The sequence below is a fragment of the Croceibacterium salegens genome, assembly GCF_009827435.1.
GTDB lineage: Bacteria > Pseudomonadota > Alphaproteobacteria > Sphingomonadales > Sphingomonadaceae > Croceibacterium_B > Croceibacterium_B salegens.
Window position 1 is genome coordinate 28,147 of the sequence record NZ_WTYM01000052.1, and the last position, 15,823, is coordinate 43,969.

Here is a 15,823-nt window from a genome sequence, read left to right on the forward strand (position 1 = left end):
TGCTCTGTTCCATCGGTGGAGCATGGCCGAATCGCCCGCCCTCGCCGCATCGCCCGACGAATTCGACCGTCGCGCCCGGGCGGTGACGCGCGGCATCTGCCGGCTCTTCGCGCGCAACGACATCTGGGTCCTGCCGGAAATGCCGCTGCGCAATGGGCGGCGCGCCGACCTGATGGGGCTCGACGCCAAGGGCCGCATCGTCATCGTCGAGATCAAGACCGCGCGCGGCGACCTGCTGGGCGATGCCAAGTGGCCCGACTACCTCGATTTTTGCGATCGCTTCTACTGGGGCCTGCCGCCCGAGCTCGACCCGACATGCCTCGAAGGGCCCGATTTCCGGCCCGACTGCTGCGGGGTGATCGTGGGCGACGAATACGACGCCGAGATCGTCCGCCCGGCGCCCTCGCACCCTCTCGCCGCGGCACGGCGAAAGGCGGAGACCGAGCGGCTCGCCCGCGCCGCGCTGCGCCGCCTCGTCGTCGGGGCCGACGCCGAATGCGGTTCTTGGGGCCGCGTCGCGGGCTAGGTCACTTCACGAAGCGTCTGGCGATCCAGTCGCCGACGAGTTTCAGCGCTTCGGGTGCAAAGGTTTCCTCGATCTGCGCATATTCGCCGACGCCGCCGGTGGTGGCGTGCTGGAACAGGTGGTTGAGGCCGGGCAACTCGACTGTGGTCGCATCGGGGTTGCCCGCGGTTGCTGCCTTGATCGCCGCGAGGTTGTCTTCGGCCGGGACCTGCAGGTCGAGACTGCCGCCGATGGCAAGGATCGGCATCGTGAGCGAGGCCAGCACAGGGGCCGGGTCGTACTTGAGGAAGTACTGGTACCACGGCCCCGAGACCTGTCCGACGATGAGGTCGGGGTCGGTGCCTGCCGGAACGCCGATGGTCGCCATGGCCTCGGGCGTCAGCACGGCCCGCGCGGCAACCTTGCCGTCTTCGGGCGTGTCGGCCTCTATGATCGCCTTGAACACCGCCGCCATGATCGGTTCCTGCCGGTCGATCTGCGCCTCGCTCGCCCCCATCGTCATGCCGAGGAGACGCTGCTGCGAGAGCATGAGCTGGTCGAGGTGCGTCCCGGGCCCGGCGAGCAGGACGACGAAGCCTATCGCCGGGTTCTGCGACGCGGCGATGGGCCCGATCATGCCGCCTTCGGAGTGGCCTACGAAGCCGATGGCGTCGTGGCGGATTTCCGGGCGGGTCATGAGGTAGGCGGCCGCCGCATTGGCGTCGGTGGCGAGGTCGGCCGAGGTCGCGTTGGCGTAGGTGCCGGTCGACTTGGCGATCCCGCGATCGTCGTAGCGCAACACGGCGATGCCGCGGCGGGTCAGGTAGTCGGCGATCACCGCAAAGGGGCGATGGCCCATCAGCGCCTCGTCGCGGTCCTGTCCGCCCGAGCCGGTGATCATCACCGCGGCGGGGAACGGGCCCTTGCCCTCGGGCAGGGTCAGCGTGGCGGCAAGGTGGACTTCTGGGAACGCCGGGTTGTCGAAGGCGACTTCCTCGGCGGTGTAGGGGAACGGCTCCTTCGGCGTCTGCGGCCGCGACGGCGGCTTGGACGCGGCCGCTTCGCCGGTTTTCCGTTCGAGGTGGACCTCGGCCACGTTGCCGTTGACCGACGTCGTGTAGGTCCCGTCGAGGCGCGTCATGTCGTCGGACAGCTTCCCGGCGAACTTCGTCATGCCGCCCATCAGCGAGAAGCTGACATCCTGCCCGTCGCGCTCGAAGCTCTCGACCGGGACGCCGTTGGCGAGCTGGTCGGGCGAATCGACCAGCATGATCGTGCCGCGATCGCCGGTCTCGATGCGCAGGACCTGGCGCAGCGTTGCGTTGTTGAGCTTGGCGGTGCCTTCCCAGCGCCCGTCGAGCCCCTCGACCACCGGCTTGGCGGGCGGCTGTCCGGCTTCGAAGGTGAGCGGCAGGTCGGCGCCCTGGTTGAAGGTCCCCTTCCACGTATGCTCGGCCGCCTGCCAGTCGCCCTCGAAGCTCGCGCCGATGCGGTCGATCGTCCACGACAGGTGCTCGCCGGTGACCGATATGCTGGTCACCTCGGCGAACTGGCCGGGAGCCTGGTTGGCGTTTTCGATTTTGGCCTCGAGCGCGCCGTCCGCGCCCTCGGTCACGTAGAGCACGAGGACCACGGGGCCGCGCGGCGTGACCAGCGAACCGTGCCAGTCGCCGACGATCTGCGGGGCGTCCTGCGCCGCGGCAGTCGTCCCGGCGAAGAGCAGCGAGAGAGCCATCGACGCTGCGGCGAGCGAGCGGAGGAGTGCCATGGTCGTAATCTCCTGAGAGCCATTTAGGTAATTGCCTAAATGGTTCGTTGCAAGCCTATTCGGCTGCGTTCGGCCGTTCGAGTTCGTCGCCTTCCCAGAACAGTGCCTCGACCGGCTGGGCGAATACCTTTGAAATGCGAAAGGCGAGCGTCAGGCTGGGGTCGTGCTTGCCGACCTCGATCGCGTTGATCGTCTGGCGCGACACGTCGACCAGTTCGGCCAGCTCGGCCTGCGACATGCGCCGTTCGGCGCGGAGGACGCGCAGCCTGTTATGCATTGAGCTTGAGCGTCGCGCGCGCCACGCCGAACGAGAACCCGCAGCACAGCGCCGTAAGCGTCAGCGCGAGGCCCCAGATCGGCGAGATGCCGGACGGTCCCAGGACAATGGACGTGGTGCCGACCGCCATCGCCGCCGCGCCGCCCACACCGAGCGCCTCGAGATGGATCTTGCGGGTCAGCTCGTCCGCCTCGCGCAGGAAATGCCTGTACGAACGAACCGCACCGATCCCGATCGCAAGTTGCAGCGCCACGGCTACCGCGGCGAACAGGGGCGCCGGTTCGAATCGCTTCACGGCATAGGTCGTGGCGACGAAGGTCAGGGCCCAGGCCAGGCACCAGAGGTTGGTGACCCGGGCGTTGCGGACGTCCTTCTTGCGCAATCCGTTGGCGCAAGTGACGGAATCGGTGGGCTGCATGATCATGTCAAATTCTCTTGTCGCAATGTCAAAATCTCTTGACGAATCGCGATGTATGTAAAACCCGACCATATGTCAAGTTGTCTTGTCTCCATGCGCCTGACCGCGCATGAATCGCTGTCGCCCGGGGATTCCGCTTGGTAAGCGGGCGCCATGACCGCTGCCGTCATCCTCTCCGCGCTGGCGATGACCGCAATCGTGGCCCTGCGCTACCTCGCGGCGAGCGGGCTCTTCGCATGGGCGACGCGGCGCGTGAGGCCGGGGCTCTACGCTGGGCTGGAGCCGCAGATCCGCCGCGAAATCGGCTGGTCACTCGCATCGGCGGCGATCTACGGCGTGCCCGCCGGGGTGGTCGCCTGGGGCTGGGACCAGCGCGGCTGGACGCAAATCTATGACGGCTGGGGCGACTATCCGCTGTGGTACCTGCCCGTGTCGGTCCTGCTCTACCTCTTCGCGCACGACACCTGGTTCTACTGGACCCACCGCCTGCTGCACCGCCCGCGCTGGTTCCGCGCCGCCCACGCGGTGCACCACGCCAGCCGCCCGCCGACCGCGTGGGCGGCGATGAGCTTCCATCCGCTCGAGGCGGTCAGCGGGGCGATCGTCATCCCCGCGCTGGTGTTCCTCGTTCCGATCCACGTCGCCATGCTGCTGATTGTCCTGACGATAATGACCGTCATGGGCGTGACAAATCACATGGGCTGGGAGATGTTTCCTCGCGCCCTCGTTTACTCGAAGGCAGGCAACTGGCTGATAACCGCAAGCCACCACCAGCGGCATCACGACGAGTACAAATGCAACTACGGCCTCTACTTCCGGTTCTGGGATCGACTGTGCGGCACCGACCGCGGATTGTCGCAGCGTTCGGCCTGAGCGCGTCCGCGCTGATCCTGACCGGTGCCGGGGCGCCGGGCACCGACGTGCGCGTGACGGTGACCGACCTGCGCTCCACCAAGGGGCTGATCCAGGCCTGCCTGACCCCGAATCCCAAGCATTTCCCCGACTGCAAGGGCGACAGCAAGGCCTTCGCCCTGACCGTCCCGGCCGGCGAGGTCGTGCAACTCGACTTCGGTCACGTGCCCGCCGGACGCTACGCCATCGCCCTGCTGCATGACGAGAACGGCAACGGCCGCGCCGACAAGGCATTGATGCTCCCGCGCGAGGGCTTCGGCTTCTCGCGCGACGCGCCGCTCCGCATGGGGCCGCCGACGTTCGCATCCGCCGCCTTCGAGGTCGGCGGAGAGCCGGTCGTGCAGAAGATCCGCATGCGCTACCTCCTCTGACGCGCTTGCCGCGCCGCGGGCACGGGCCTAATCCGCCCTGCGTGAACGGCGAAGCAGGCGAATTCGGAACCCCGGCGAAAGGCATCGCGGCGGATTCGACGTTCGCGCCGTTCCGCTGGCCGCTGTTCCGCGCCCTGTGGACCGCCAACCTCGTCTCGGCCGTCGGCAGCATGGTGCAGTCGACCGCCGCGGCCTGGCTGATGACCGACCTGACGGATTCGCACCTGCTGGTCGCGCTGGTGCAGGCCTCGGTCGTCATCCCGATGCTATTCTTCGGCATGTTCGCCGGCGCGCTGGCCGACCATTACGACCGCCGCACGGTCATGCTGGTGGCCAATGCGGGCATGGCGGCGGTCTCCGCGCTGCTTTCGGCGCTGGCCTGGTTCGATGCCGTGGCGCCGTGGTCGCTGCTGCTGTTCACCATGCTGATCGGCAGCGGCTTCGCACTCAACGGCCCGGCCTGGCAGGCATCGGTGCGCATGCAGGTCCCGCGTGAGGACTTGCCGCAGGCCATTTCGCTCAATTCGATCGCCTTCAACATGGCGCGCAGCGTCGGCCCGGCGATCGGCGGGTTGCTGCTCTCGCTTTCGGGGCCGAAGCTGGCCTTCACGGTCAACGCGCTCAGCTACATTCTGATGATCCTCGTCCTGCTGCGCTGGCGACCGCCGCCGCGTGGGACGGCCGGGCGCCGCGCGATTCTCCCGGCTATCGGCGCGGCGCTGCGCTTCTGCGCTTCGTCGAGCCCCGTGCGCCGGGTCCTGCTGCGCGGCTTCGCCTTCGGTGTCGGTGCGATGGGCTACCAGGCGCTGATCCCTCTGGTCCTGCGCGACCAGGTCGGCGGCGGGGAATTCGAGTTCGGTCTGGTGCTCGGCGCGTTCGGGATCGGGTCGGTGGTCACCGCGTTATGGATCGCCCCGTTCCGCCGCCGCTTCGGGCCCGAGGCGGCGGTCAGCCTGGCCATGCTCTGTTCGGCCGTGGCGCTCTGCGTTCTCGCCCTGTCGTCCTCGCTCCCACAGGCCATCGCCGGCAGCGCGCTGGCCGGCGCCGGGCAGGTTATCGCGATGACGAGTCTCAACGTCTCGATGCAGTTGCGCAGCCCCGAGGAAATCCTCGGGCGCTGCCTATCGATCTTCCAGGCGCTGTCGTTCGGGGGCTTCGCCATCGGCTCGTGGATCTGGGGCGCGCTGGCCGATGCTGCCGGATTGCCGCCAGCGCTTCTCGTCGCCTCCGCATGGCTCGCGATAGCCATGGTGACGCTGCGAATGTTCGCGCCAATGCCAAGGATTGGTGAAGGAACAGTGGGTTCCGGACCGAAGACATGACGTCACCGGATTGAATTTCTTGCCGCCCCCACCGGCTTCTTAACGGTTAATTTACCACGCTGCGCCAGAACGGTCCCTGATATGACAGAGCCGGGGACGCATTTGCCATGGATACGTTGAGGGGCAGCTTCGGAGCGCTCGATACGGAGCGCGATTACGACGCGGGCGAAGACGACTTCGACCGCGAAGCCCCGCCGGCATCGATCGGCACCGACGAACGCCGCATGCAGGTCCGTGCCTACAACCACTGGGCCAGCCTGCTCGAGGACCGCAATTTCCCGGCGATCGACGACCTCGACGTTGCCGACCTGCCCGATTTCGGCCCCTACAGCGTGCTACTCGACTTCACCGCGGGGATCGAGAACCCGGGCATCGCCTATCTCGGTTCGGAACTGGCCGAAGAGTGCGAAGTCACGCCGCAGAACCTGCAGACGCTGTCCGACGTACCGGCACGCTCGCTCCTCAGCCGCATCACCGACCACTACATGCAGATTCTCGCCAACCAGGCGCCGATCGGGTTCGAAGCCGAATTCGTCAACCAGCGCGGGGCGACGATCCTCTATCGCGGGATCCTGCTGCCGTTCTCGACCGACGACGAGAAGATCGACTTCATCTATGGCGTGATCAACTGGAAGGAGCTGGCCGACCAGCACACCTCCGACGAGCTGCTGCTGCAGGTCGACCAGGCTCTCGAGCAGAAGCCGGCGACCGCGCCGAGCCGCTTCGACGATACGCCGATGACCGACTGGGCCGACGGCCCGGGCTCGACGGTGGCCAACGACATCGGCGACGACGATTACGCGGAAGAACCACTTGCCGCCGCGCCGGCGCCCTTCGGCGCCAACCTCGGCTATCGCCCCGGCGAGGACGAGGACGAGGAAGACGAAGACGGTCCGATCGACTATGCGGCCAAGTTCGGCCTCAACTACGATGACGACGAAGAATTCGAAGAAGGCGAAGGCGAGGAAGAGCCCGAGGACGACGGCATGCCGCGTCCCTCGTTCGGATCGCTGACCTCGATCGGAGGCGGCCTGCGCAAGACCGAGCGCACCGCGGTGCTCGAGCTTCCCGAAGACGATCAGGAATTCCCGGAAACCGGCTACGAAACCGAGTCGAGCGAGGATGCCGGCGACTACGCCGAAACCTATGCTCCCTACGAGGAACCGGCAGGATACGAAGAGCCGGCCTACGAAGCTCCCGAGCCCGAATCGGTGCCCGAGTACGAAGCCGCGCCGGTTGCTTACGAACCGGCTTACGAGCAGGGCTATGAAGCGATCGAGGACGAACCGTCTTCGGAAATCGAACTTGCCGAACTCGACCCCGCCGACATGGAACTGGGTGACTGGCTCGCCGCGGCGCGCGAAATGGCCGCTGCCGCGCGGACCAGCGAAGACCGCACCCGCACCGCGCTCTACGAAGCGATCGGCCGGGCCTACGACTTCTCGCTCGCCGCCACCGACCAGCCGGAAGATTTTGACGAACTGCTGGTCGATTCCGGCCTGACGATGCAGGATCGCGCGCCGATGACGCCGATCGTCAAGCTCGTGTTCGGCGCCGACTACGACAAGACCCGCGTCACCGAATACGCCGCCGCGCTCAGCCACGCCCACCGGCTCGAACTGCCGCGCGGGACGCTCGGCGACTACCTGCGCAACGCCGAAGGCGGCCTCAAGGGCGTCGTCCAGGCCGAGCGCCGGATGCGCAAGGCCGAGAGCGGCAAGGACATCGGCGAGGATCCGCGCGAGGCGCTGGCCGAAGCGCTGCGCGCCATGCCGGCGATCGAGCTCGACGACATCGACCCGAACGGCGCCGAATTCGCGCTGGTGATGATCCGCCGCTGCGACGACGGCACCATCGAACTGGTCGGCGAAGTGCCCGAGGATACGAGCCTGCTCGAACGCGCGGCGAAGAAGCTCGTCGGCTAACTTCCGCACGGGCCTTGCCCACCCACAGCAACGGCGTGTAGCGCGCAAGGCATGTCCTTGCGCGTTGCCGCGTTCATCTCCCTGGGCCTAACCGCCGTCGTCGCCCTCGGTGTGGTCGGGACCTATTTCTGGGCGGTGCGCAGCCAGTCGGTCGCGACGCTCGACTGGCTCGACCAGCAATTCCCGCGAACCGTTGCCACCCTTCCGCCGGTCAGCGCCGCCTATGGCAGCGATCCGCACCAGGTCGTCGTGGTCTATCGCCCGGCCGGGATGAGCAACCCGCCACTGGTGGCCTTCATCCACGGCGGCGGCTGGCGAAACGGCAGCCCGGACGACTACGGATTCGTCGCTCGCGCCTTCGCGCAGCGAGGCTACGCCACGGCGCTGGTCGGCTATCGACTCAACGGCACCGGCCGCTTCCCGGCCATGCTCGAAGACAGCGCGGCGGCGGTCCGCTGGCTGCTCGACCATGCTGACGAACTCGGCGTTTCGACCGACAAACTACTGTTATCCGGGCATTCTGCCGGAGCTTATAACGCGGTCATGCTGTCGCTCGACCGGCAATGGCTCGAGCGAGAGGACGTACCCGAGGGCACCGTGAAGGGCGTCGCCGGGCTCGCCGGACCGTACGACTTCTACCCCTGGGACAGCGACTATTCGCGCGCCGCGTTCGGGGCCTGGCCAAATCCCCGGCAAACCCAGCCGATCGATTTCGCGCGCGGCGATGCGCCGCCGATGCTGCTGGTCACCGGCGACGCCGACGAGACGGTCAAGCCGCGCAATTCGCAGGCTATCGCCGCACGCCAGCAGGAACTCGGTGCCCGCGCCGAAGTCCTCGTCCTGTCCGGCTACAGCCATGCCGGTACGCTGACCCATATCGCCCGGCCGTTCGACCGCGACAGCCGCGAAATCGATGCGATCATGGCCTTTTTCGATTCCATCGCCCACAACACCGCTTCAGCGGCGGTTCAGCCCGCCAAGCGATAGCGGAACCCGACATGCGCCTTCTCACCAGACTGCTCGCCTGCCTCGCCGCCGCATCGATGCTGCTGGCCCAGCCGGTGGCGGCGCAATCGATCCTCCGCGACTCCGAGACCGAGAAGCTGCTCCAGGACATGGTCAATCCGCTGGTCGAGGCCGCCGGCATGCCAAAGGGCTCGGTCGAGGTCGTGCTGATCAACGATCCCACGCTCAATGCCTTTGTTGCCGGCGGACAGCGGATCTACGTTCACTCCGGGCTGATCAACGCGGCGGACAGCGCCAACGAAGTGCAGGGCGTGCTGGCGCACGAACTCGGTCACATCATCGGCGGTCACGTCATTCGTTTCGATGAAGGTTTAAAGAAGGCGACCAACATCACGATCCTGTCGCTGCTGGTCGGCATCGCCGCCGCCGCGGCCGGCGCGGGCGACGCAGCAATGGGAGCGCTGGCGATGGGCCAGCAAGCCGCCTACGGCTCGCTCCTCGCTTTCAGCCGCGCGCAGGAGGCGACCGCAGACGCTTCGAGCGTTCACCTCCTCAAATGCGCAAGGATAAGCGGCAGGGGCGCTGTGAACTTCTTTCGCAAACTCGAGAACCTGGAATACCGCTACGGTTACAGCCAGAGCGAGGAAGCAGGCTTCACCCGCACCCATCCGCTTACCGGAGACCGCATCACGCGGCTCGAAGACGATCTGAAGGGCGATCCTGCCTGGAACGATGCGCCGCCGGTCGACCTCAAAGCCAGCGTCGAACGCCCGGCAACGATCGACAGCGCATTGCCATCACCGACCGTCGTTGGCGACTGTCCCCCCGTGCAGGAAAAGGCCGGCGATATTGAAACGCGCTTCCAGCGCGTGAAGGCCAAGCTCTACGGCTACCTTGCCAAGCCGAGCGATACGCTGCGCAGCTTCCCGCCTTACGTAAACACGGTGCCGGCGCACTATGCCCGGGCCTACGCCTATCACAAGGAGGCCCTGCTCGACGATGCGGTCCGCGAGACCGACGCGCTGCTCGCCACCGATCCCAGCGACCCATACTTCCTCGAGCTCAAGGGGCAGGTGCTGCTCGAATCCGGCCATCCCGATGAAGCGCTGGCGCCGCTTCGCCAGGCGACCCTGCTGACCAACAACGATCCGCTGATCGCCGGAACTTTCGGCCATGCGCTGGTCGCGACAGAAGACCCGAAGCACTACGACGAAGCCGAAGAGGTGCTGCGCGCGGCAGTCGCCAAGGATCGCGAGAATCCTTTCGCCTGGTACAACCTGGGGACGGTTTACGGCGCCAAGGGCGACATCCCGCGGGCGCGCCTCGCCAGTTCTGAACAGCAGGTCATGACCGGCGCTTCAGCCGAAGCGTTGCGCAACGCGGAGGCGGCCGAAGCCGGGCTCGATCAGGGTTCGCCGGACTGGATCCGCGCCCAGGACGTGGCCATGCAGGCCCGCGCGCAGCTTGAACGCGAGAAAGACCGCAAGTAAGCCCGTGGCCATGCGCTGGCTCCTTACATTCGTGATTGCAGTCATCGGCGGCTTCGCCGGGTCTGCCGTGTGGTCCTATGCCGGCTTCGGCGGCGAAGCGACGCGGACCTACCTGATGGCCAACCCCGAAGTCCTGCCAAAGGCGATGGAGGAACTCACCAAGCGCGAGCAATCGGCCCGCATCGGATCCCTGCGCGCCGATCTCGAACTGCCCTTCCCGGGGGCGGTGCTGGGTAACCCCAACGGCAAGGTCACCGTAGTCGAGTTCACAGACTACGCCTGCGGGTACTGCCGCATGAGCGTGGCCGACGTGAAGCGGCTGGTGAAGGAAAACCCGGACCTGCGCGTGGTGATGCGCGAATACCCGATCCTGCGCCCCGAAAGCGTCGATGCCGCGCGCATGGCGCTGGCCGCCGCGCAACAGGGCAAGTACGCCGAGTTCCACGATGCGATGTACGAGATCGGCACGCCCGACGCGCAGACCATCGCCGAGGCGGCGAAGCGCGCCGGGCTCGACATGGAAAAGGCCAACGCGGCCATCGCCAGCGGCACTTTGGATTCGTTCCTGCAGACGAATCACCAGCTCGCCTCACAGGTCGGCATCAGCGGGACGCCCGGCTGGGTGATCGGCGACCGGGTGATCGACGGTGCAGTAGGCCACGAGGCGCTGGCCAGCGCGATCGCGGAGGCGCGCGAGTCCTGAACGCGCTGACTTCCTTTTTCCGGCGCAAGTCGGACAGCCGACCGGCGGCTTCCGCCACCGCCGAACAGGCTCACACGAAACCAATGCTGCCGGTGAAGCCGACCCCGTTCTTCGCCGACAAGAACCGCGCCTTCTGGAACCTCCAGCTGATAGGCTGGATCGGCGCCATGATGCTGCGCACGATGATCATCTTCGCCAACCAGCAACCGGCCGGGTTGCTGGTGATCGTTTTCGTGGAGATGATGACCGGCTTTTCGATCAGCCTCGTGCTGTCGGTCATCTATCGCCACCTGATAAACCGCAGCGCGCTGGTCACCTGGGGTCTGACCGCGCTGGTCCTGACCGTCGCCGTGACGATGTACGCTTCGATCGATTCCTGGCTGCAGGGGATTTATTACGCCAACATCCGCGAAACGAGCTTCGCCCAGCGCTTCGTGGCGCTGATCTTCCTCGACGGATCGCTTCTGGGCGCCTGGTCGGCGCTCTATTACGCGATCAACTTCTTCCTCCAGGTCGAGGAACAGGCCGACCGGCTCGAACGCCTCGAGGCGCAGGCGACGAGCGCGCAGCTGGCCATGCTGCGCTACCAGCTCAACCCGCACTTCCTGTTCAACACGCTCAATTCGATCAGCACGCTGGTGCTGCTCAAACAGACCGAACCGGCCAACGCGATGCTCACCCGCCTTTCCGGCTTCCTGCGCCATACGCTGATCAGCGAGCCGGGTGCCAAGGTGACGGTGGCGCAGGAGGTCGAGACGCTGAAGCTCTACCTCGATATCGAGCGCATGCGGTTCGAGGACCGGCTGCGTACCGTGTTCAGCATCGATCCGGCGGCGGCCGAGGGCACAATCCCGAGCTTCCTGCTCCAGCCGTTGGTCGAAAACGCCATCAAGTACGCGGTCAGCCCGCAGGAGGAAGGCGCGCGCATCAGCCTCTCCGCCCAGCTGGTCGGGCAGCGGCTACGCCTGACCGTTTCCGACACCGGGCCGGGCATGCAGGGCGGGCGCTCGCGATCGGCCTTCCCCTCCGGATTCGCCGGCGCGGGCCGCCCGGTCTCGACCGGCGTCGGCCTCGCCAATATCCGCGACCGCCTTGCGCAAGCCTACGGCGAGGACCACCTGTTCGAGATACGCACCCCGGCGGACGGCGGTTTCACGGTAATCATCGAGATTCCCTACCAGCGTCTCGCCGGTCCGGCAGAAGGCGAGAAACCGATGCCTGCCTCGACAGTTAGTAACCCGTCCGCCCAGCGGGCTTTGGGATTTGAAGCATGACAATTCGAACAATCATCGTCGACGACGAAAAGCTGGCCATCCAGGGCCTCCAGCTCCGCCTCGAGAAATTCAACGACGTCGACATCATAGAAACCTGCGCCAATGGCCGCGAGGCAATCCGCAAGATCAAGACCGAGAAGCCCGACCTGGTATTCCTCGACGTCCAGATGCCCGGATTCGACGGCTTTTCGGTGGTCAAGGGCGTGATGGAGATCGACCCGCCGCTCTTCGTCTTCGTTACCGCCTTCGAGGAACACGCGATCCGCGCCTTCGAAGCCAACGCAGTCAACTACCTGATGAAGCCCGTCGACGAGGACAAACTGGCCGACACGCTCGAACGCGTGCGCACACGGCTTGCGGAAAAGCGCTCGGCCGACGAGGCGCGCAAGTTGCAGGACGTGCTGGCCGAAGTCGCGCCCGAAGCGATGGAAAACCTGCCTGCCGAGGACGAAAACAGCGGGCGCTACGAAAAGCTCATCAACGTCAAGGACCGGGGGCAGATCTTTCGCGTCGACGTCGACACGATCGAGCACATCGAGGCCGCTGGCGACTACATGTGCATCTACACCGGCGACAATTCGCTGATCCTGCGCGAAACGATGAAGGACCTCGAACGCCGGCTCGACCCGCGGGTGTTCCAGCGCGTCCACCGCTCGACAATCGTCAACCTCGACCAGGTCCGCCAGGTCAAACCGCACACCAACGGCGAGTGCTTCCTCGTGCTCGACAGTGGTGCGGAGGTGAAGGTCTCGCGCAGCTATCGCGACGTCGTCGCCAGATTCGTCCACTAGCCCAACCTCGTTCGTTTCGAGCGGAGGCCTCAGGCCGTAGTCGAGATGCGCCGCACGACGCGTCTCGACTTGGCTCGACGCGAGAGGGTAGGGAGTAACCGATGACTGCCTTCGCCCTCCCCGGTCTCGACCTCGACGCTTTCGTCCGCGCCATGCTCGACGAGGATCTTGGCGTCGGATGGCCGGGCGGGGGTCACGACGTCACGGCGGAAAGCGTCATTCCGGCCGATGCGCGCTTTTCCGGCGTCATGGACAGCCGTGACGCCATCGTCGTCGCTGGCCTGCCGATTGCCGCCGCCTTCTTCCACGCGCTCGATCCGGCGATGCAGATCGAGATACTGGTCGAGGAAGGTGCCGAGGTGGAGCCGGGCGCGGACCTGATGCGCCTGACCGGCAACGCCCGCGCCATGCTCACCGCCGAACGCAGCGCGCTCAACACCGTTCAGCACCTTTCGGGCATCGCCACGATGACGCGCGAATACGTCCGCGCGATGGGTGACGCCGGAGCGGTCCTGCTCGATACCCGCAAGACCATCCCCGGCCTGCGGCACCTCGAAAAGTACGCCACGCGGATGGGCGGGGCGCAGAACCACCGTATGGGACTGTGGGATGCGGCAATGATCAAGGACAACCACATCCTCGTTGCCGGATCTGTCGAACAAGCCGTCGGCGCGGCCCGGAGGGCGGGGGTCGAACAGGTCATCTGCGAAGTCGACCGTATCGAACAGATCGAGCCGGCATTGGCCGCGGGTGCGAGCCACCTGCTGCTCGACAACATGCCGCCCGAAACCCTGCGCGAGGCGGTCGCATTGGTGGCCGGGCGCGTGCCGACCGAAGCCTCGGGTGGGGTCAATCTCGCCACGATCGGGGCGATTGCCGCGACGGGCGTCGACTACGTCTCGGTCGGGCGCCTCACGCAAAGCGCCCCGGCCGCCGATATCGGGCTCGATTTCACCCCCCTTTGACGATCCGATTGCCTGCTCGCCGCGCTTGCGGCACAAGGTCGCGATCTAGGGGAGGTACCTGAAATGAAACCCGAATCCATTCGCAAGTTCGACATGTTCTATCTCGGCTCGCTGGCCATCTCGGTGGTCAGCATAATCGTCGGATATGACGCGCTCGTCGCGGAGGTTGCCGCGGAGGGCGAGGCGAGCGGCATGGCTCTCGGGCAGGTCTGGGCGATCGGCGCGGTCGTCATCGGCCTCGCCATAAGCCTTCTGCTGTGGTGGCTGACATCGTCCAAGCGCCTGTCGATCGCCAAATGGATCATCGTGCTGTTCTTCGTGCTCGGGCTGATCGGCTTGCCGGGCACCCTGGCCGATGGGCTGACGATGCTCGAAATAATCGGCCTAGTCTCGGTGGCCGCCCAGGCCACAGCGATCTGGTATCTGTTCCGACCTGACGCCAAGGAATGGTTTGCCGGATCCTCGCCGGTAGACCCGAAAACCTTTGACTGAAGCGTGACTCCCGCGCGCCTGCTGGCGGTGGCGGCGGTTCTCGCGCCAGCCCCCGCCGTGGCGCAAGCCTACCAGTGCCAGGTGCCGAAAGGCGCGATCGCGCTCCCCGCTCCCGAGAGCGGTGAAGAAGTGCGCACGCGGGTCACCGGCTACACTCTGGCGGCGAGCTGGTCGCCTGAATACTGCCGCACGCGAACGCCTTCGCAGGCCGACGCCCGGCAGTGTTCGGGAAAGCAGGGACGCTTCGGAATGATCCTGCACGGCCTGTGGCCCGAAGGCGCGGACCGTTCGCCGCAATGGTGCCGGACGGAGCGGCAGCCGGGAGAAGCGGACCTTCGCCAGAACCTGTGCGCCACACCTTCGGTTAAATTGCTGGGCCACGAATGGGCCCGCCACGGCAGCTGCATGGCGCAGAGCCCAGCGGCCTATTTCACAATCCAGCGCGTGCTGTGGGACAATGTGCGCTGGCCGGATTTCGACCGCCTGTCACGCCGTAGGAATCTTGACGCGGGTGCGGTGAGACAGGCGATCGCCCAGGCCAACCCGCGCTGGTCGGCGTCGCAGATTGGCCTCGAGCTCAACCCGCGCGGCTGGCTCGAAGGCGTGCGCCTCTGTTTCAACCTGCAATTCAAGGCCGTGGCTTGCCCGAAATGGCAATTGGGGCCCGGCGATGCAGCGAAGGTCTCGATCTGGCGCGGACTGTGAGGGCCTAGCGGCGGGCGGCAAAGAAGCCGCGCAACAATTCCGCCGACGCCGCCTCGCCCATTCCGGAATAGACTTCCGGGCGATGCAGGCATTGCGGCTGTTCGAACACCCGTGCGCCATGCTCGACCGCCCCGCCCTTGGGGTCCGGCGCTGCGTAGTAGAGTTTGCCGATCCGGGCATGGGCGATGGCCCCGGCGCACATCGCGCAGGGTTCGAGCGTGACCCACAGTTCGCAGCCTTCGAGCCGCTCGGCCCCCAGCGCCTGCGCCGCACGACGGATTGCCAGTAGCTCGGCGTGGGCGGTCGGATCGGACAACTCGCGTGGGGCATTGTGCGCTTCGGCGACGATCTCCCCGCCGCGCACCACGACCGCGCCGACCGGCACCTCTCCCGCCGCGGCGGCGGCTTCGGCAAGGATCAGCGCGCGCTGCATCGGCGGGGGGAGAGGCCAGCGGGTCATCGACCCTTCCGCTAGACCGCCGCCTGACGCGCTGCAATGGCATGCGAATGCTTGACGATTCGGGAGGTGCCCGCTATGCGCGCCGCTTTCCCGGACACCATCCGATTTACGAGTAGAGACGAATCATGTCGCGCATCTGCGAATTGACCGGCAAGGGCCGCCAGGTTGGCCACAACGTGAGCCACGCCAACAACAAGACCAAGCGGGTTTTCCTGCCGAATCTTCAGAACGTTACGCTGATGAGCGAGAAGCTCGACAAGAGCTACAAGTTCCGCGTTTCGACGCAGGGCCTGCGCTCGGTCGAACACAACGGCGGGCTCGACAACTGGCTGCTCAAAACCAGCGACGAGAAGCTCAGCGCCAACGCCCTGAAGGTCAAGCGCGAGCTCAAGAAGGCGCTTGCCGCCGCCTGATTCGCCGGCTCCGGCCAGGCATTCAAAAAAGGCCTCCCGTCCCACTGGGTCGGGCGGCCTTTTTGC

Annotated in this window: 18 protein-coding genes; 14 read left to right on the forward strand and 4 right to left on the reverse strand. The window is 66.3% G+C overall.

Annotated elements, in window-relative coordinates; translation table 11 throughout:
• Nucleotides 1-22: 22 nt before the first annotated feature.
• Nucleotides 23-526: an MmcB family DNA repair protein gene (locus GRI89_RS12750; protein ID WP_159796204.1), complete on the forward strand. Its 504-nt coding sequence runs from the start codon at nucleotides 23-25 to the stop codon at nucleotides 524-526.
• A 1-nt stretch (nucleotide 527) separates the two neighbouring features.
• Here GRI89_RS12750 and GRI89_RS12755 read toward each other — a convergent pair whose 3' ends face one another.
• From GRI89_RS12755 to GRI89_RS12765, 3 genes are read right to left on the reverse strand one after another with little or no spacing between them, the layout of a single operon-like run.
• Nucleotides 528-2,273 (reverse strand): alpha/beta hydrolase family protein, encoded by a 1,746-nt coding sequence (locus tag GRI89_RS12755; protein ID WP_159796207.1) that lies wholly within the window; start codon nucleotides 2,271-2,273, stop codon nucleotides 528-530.
• Between the two features lie 55 nt (nucleotides 2,274-2,328).
• A complete protein-coding gene (locus GRI89_RS12760) occupies nucleotides 2,329-2,550 on the reverse strand; it encodes a helix-turn-helix transcriptional regulator (RefSeq protein WP_159796210.1) in 222 nt (73 codons plus the stop codon).
• Nucleotides 2,543-2,974 (reverse strand): hypothetical protein, encoded by a 432-nt coding sequence (locus GRI89_RS12765; RefSeq protein WP_159796213.1) that lies wholly within the window; start codon nucleotides 2,972-2,974, stop codon nucleotides 2,543-2,545. The genes GRI89_RS12760 and GRI89_RS12765 overlap by 8 nt, the downstream gene beginning before the upstream one ends.
• Nucleotides 2,975-3,121: 147 nt before the next feature.
• Here GRI89_RS12765 and GRI89_RS12770 point away from each other — a divergent pair, with 147 nt between their 5' ends.
• The 12 genes from GRI89_RS12770 to GRI89_RS12825 all read left to right on the forward strand — a co-directional run bounded on the left by GRI89_RS12770 (nucleotide 3,122) and on the right by GRI89_RS12825 (nucleotide 14,884).
• On the forward strand, nucleotides 3,122-3,841 hold the full coding sequence (locus tag GRI89_RS12770) for a sterol desaturase family protein (protein WP_159796216.1): 720 nt from the start codon (nucleotides 3,122-3,124) through the stop codon (nucleotides 3,839-3,841).
• Nucleotides 3,802-4,251: a DUF2141 domain-containing protein gene (locus tag GRI89_RS12775; protein ID WP_328598241.1), complete on the forward strand. Its 450-nt coding sequence runs from the start codon at nucleotides 3,802-3,804 to the stop codon at nucleotides 4,249-4,251. Before GRI89_RS12770 ends, GRI89_RS12775 begins: the two co-directional genes overlap by 40 nt.
• 41 nt (nucleotides 4,252-4,292) lie before the next feature.
• Nucleotides 4,293-5,573, forward strand: coding sequence for an MFS transporter (locus GRI89_RS12780; protein WP_328598242.1), 1,281 nt, complete (start codon nucleotides 4,293-4,295; stop codon nucleotides 5,571-5,573).
• Between the two features lie 107 nt (nucleotides 5,574-5,680).
• Nucleotides 5,681-7,498 (forward strand): PAS domain-containing protein, encoded by a 1,818-nt coding sequence (locus GRI89_RS18390; RefSeq protein ID WP_159796225.1) that lies wholly within the window; start codon nucleotides 5,681-5,683, stop codon nucleotides 7,496-7,498.
• A gap of 51 nt (nucleotides 7,499-7,549) precedes the next feature.
• Complete coding sequence (locus GRI89_RS12790; protein WP_159796228.1) at nucleotides 7,550-8,485, forward strand: alpha/beta hydrolase; 936 nt, start codon at nucleotides 7,550-7,552, stop codon at nucleotides 8,483-8,485.
• 11 nt (nucleotides 8,486-8,496) lie between these two features.
• Nucleotides 8,497-9,954 (forward strand): M48 family metalloprotease, encoded by a 1,458-nt coding sequence (locus GRI89_RS12795; RefSeq protein ID WP_159796231.1) that lies wholly within the window; start codon nucleotides 8,497-8,499, stop codon nucleotides 9,952-9,954.
• Nucleotides 9,955-9,964: 10 nt separating this feature from the next.
• Nucleotides 9,965-10,657: a DsbA family protein gene (locus tag GRI89_RS12800; protein ID WP_159796234.1), complete on the forward strand. Its 693-nt coding sequence runs from the start codon at nucleotides 9,965-9,967 to the stop codon at nucleotides 10,655-10,657.
• Nucleotides 10,658-10,740: 83 nt separating this feature from the next.
• Nucleotides 10,741-11,931, forward strand: coding sequence for a sensor histidine kinase (locus GRI89_RS12805; protein WP_159796237.1), 1,191 nt, complete (start codon nucleotides 10,741-10,743; stop codon nucleotides 11,929-11,931).
• On the forward strand, nucleotides 11,928-12,722 hold the full coding sequence (locus tag GRI89_RS12810; protein ID WP_159796240.1) for a LytR/AlgR family response regulator transcription factor: 795 nt from the start codon (nucleotides 11,928-11,930) through the stop codon (nucleotides 12,720-12,722). Before GRI89_RS12805 ends, GRI89_RS12810 begins: the two co-directional genes overlap by 4 nt.
• Nucleotides 12,723-12,823: 101 nt before the next feature.
• Nucleotides 12,824-13,687 carry a carboxylating nicotinate-nucleotide diphosphorylase gene (nadC, locus tag GRI89_RS12815; RefSeq protein ID WP_159796243.1) on the forward strand — a complete coding sequence of 288 codons (864 nt, stop codon included), beginning with the start codon at nucleotides 12,824-12,826 and terminating at the stop codon, nucleotides 13,685-13,687.
• A 63-nt stretch (nucleotides 13,688-13,750) separates the two neighbouring features.
• Nucleotides 13,751-14,179 (forward strand): hypothetical protein, encoded by a 429-nt coding sequence (locus GRI89_RS12820; RefSeq protein ID WP_159796246.1) that lies wholly within the window; start codon nucleotides 13,751-13,753, stop codon nucleotides 14,177-14,179.
• 3 nt (nucleotides 14,180-14,182) lie between these two features.
• Nucleotides 14,183-14,884, forward strand: coding sequence for a ribonuclease T2 family protein (locus GRI89_RS12825; RefSeq protein ID WP_328598243.1), 702 nt, complete (start codon nucleotides 14,183-14,185; stop codon nucleotides 14,882-14,884).
• Nucleotides 14,885-14,888: 4 nt separating this feature from the next.
• Here the strand turns inward: GRI89_RS12825 and GRI89_RS12830 are convergent, their stop codons facing one another.
• Nucleotides 14,889-15,344, reverse strand: coding sequence for a nucleoside deaminase (locus tag GRI89_RS12830; protein WP_159796249.1), 456 nt, complete (start codon nucleotides 15,342-15,344; stop codon nucleotides 14,889-14,891).
• A gap of 125 nt (nucleotides 15,345-15,469) precedes the next feature.
• On the opposite strand from GRI89_RS12830, the gene rpmB reads away from it, so the two are divergent.
• Nucleotides 15,470-15,757, forward strand: coding sequence for a 50S ribosomal protein L28 (rpmB, locus tag GRI89_RS12835; protein ID WP_159796252.1), 288 nt, complete (start codon nucleotides 15,470-15,472; stop codon nucleotides 15,755-15,757).
• Nucleotides 15,758-15,823: the final 66 nt, after the last annotated feature.

Bases quoted from the DNA above. Each gene is read 5' to 3' on its own strand.
- GRI89_RS12770 (WP_159796216.1), top strand. From the start codon at position 3,122: ATGACCGCTGCCGTCATCCTCTCCGCGCTGGCGATGACCGCAATCGTG.
- GRI89_RS12750 (WP_159796204.1), top strand. From the start codon at position 23: ATGGCCGAATCGCCCGCCCTCGCCGCATCGCCCGACGAATTCGACCGT.
- GRI89_RS12790 (WP_159796228.1), top strand. From the start codon at position 7,550: ATGTCCTTGCGCGTTGCCGCGTTCATCTCCCTGGGCCTAACCGCCGTC.
- GRI89_RS12805 (WP_159796237.1), top strand. From the start codon at position 10,741: ATGCTGCCGGTGAAGCCGACCCCGTTCTTCGCCGACAAGAACCGCGCC.
- rpmB (WP_159796252.1), top strand. From the start codon at position 15,470: ATGTCGCGCATCTGCGAATTGACCGGCAAGGGCCGCCAGGTTGGCCAC.
- GRI89_RS12830 (WP_159796249.1), bottom strand. From the start codon at position 15,344: ATGACCCGCTGGCCTCTCCCCCCGCCGATGCAGCGCGCGCTGATCCTT.
- GRI89_RS12760 (WP_159796210.1), bottom strand. From the start codon at position 2,550: ATGCATAACAGGCTGCGCGTCCTCCGCGCCGAACGGCGCATGTCGCAG.
- GRI89_RS12800 (WP_159796234.1), top strand. From the start codon at position 9,965: ATGCGCTGGCTCCTTACATTCGTGATTGCAGTCATCGGCGGCTTCGCC.
- GRI89_RS12755 (WP_159796207.1), bottom strand. From the start codon at position 2,273: ATGGCACTCCTCCGCTCGCTCGCCGCAGCGTCGATGGCTCTCTCGCTG.
- GRI89_RS18390 (WP_159796225.1), top strand. From the start codon at position 5,681: ATGGATACGTTGAGGGGCAGCTTCGGAGCGCTCGATACGGAGCGCGAT.
- GRI89_RS12810 (WP_159796240.1), top strand. From the start codon at position 11,928: ATGACAATTCGAACAATCATCGTCGACGACGAAAAGCTGGCCATCCAG.
- GRI89_RS12820 (WP_159796246.1), top strand. From the start codon at position 13,751: ATGAAACCCGAATCCATTCGCAAGTTCGACATGTTCTATCTCGGCTCG.
- GRI89_RS12765 (WP_159796213.1), bottom strand. From the start codon at position 2,974: ATGATCATGCAGCCCACCGATTCCGTCACTTGCGCCAACGGATTGCGC.
- GRI89_RS12795 (WP_159796231.1), top strand. From the start codon at position 8,497: ATGCGCCTTCTCACCAGACTGCTCGCCTGCCTCGCCGCCGCATCGATG.
- nadC (WP_159796243.1), top strand. From the start codon at position 12,824: ATGACTGCCTTCGCCCTCCCCGGTCTCGACCTCGACGCTTTCGTCCGC.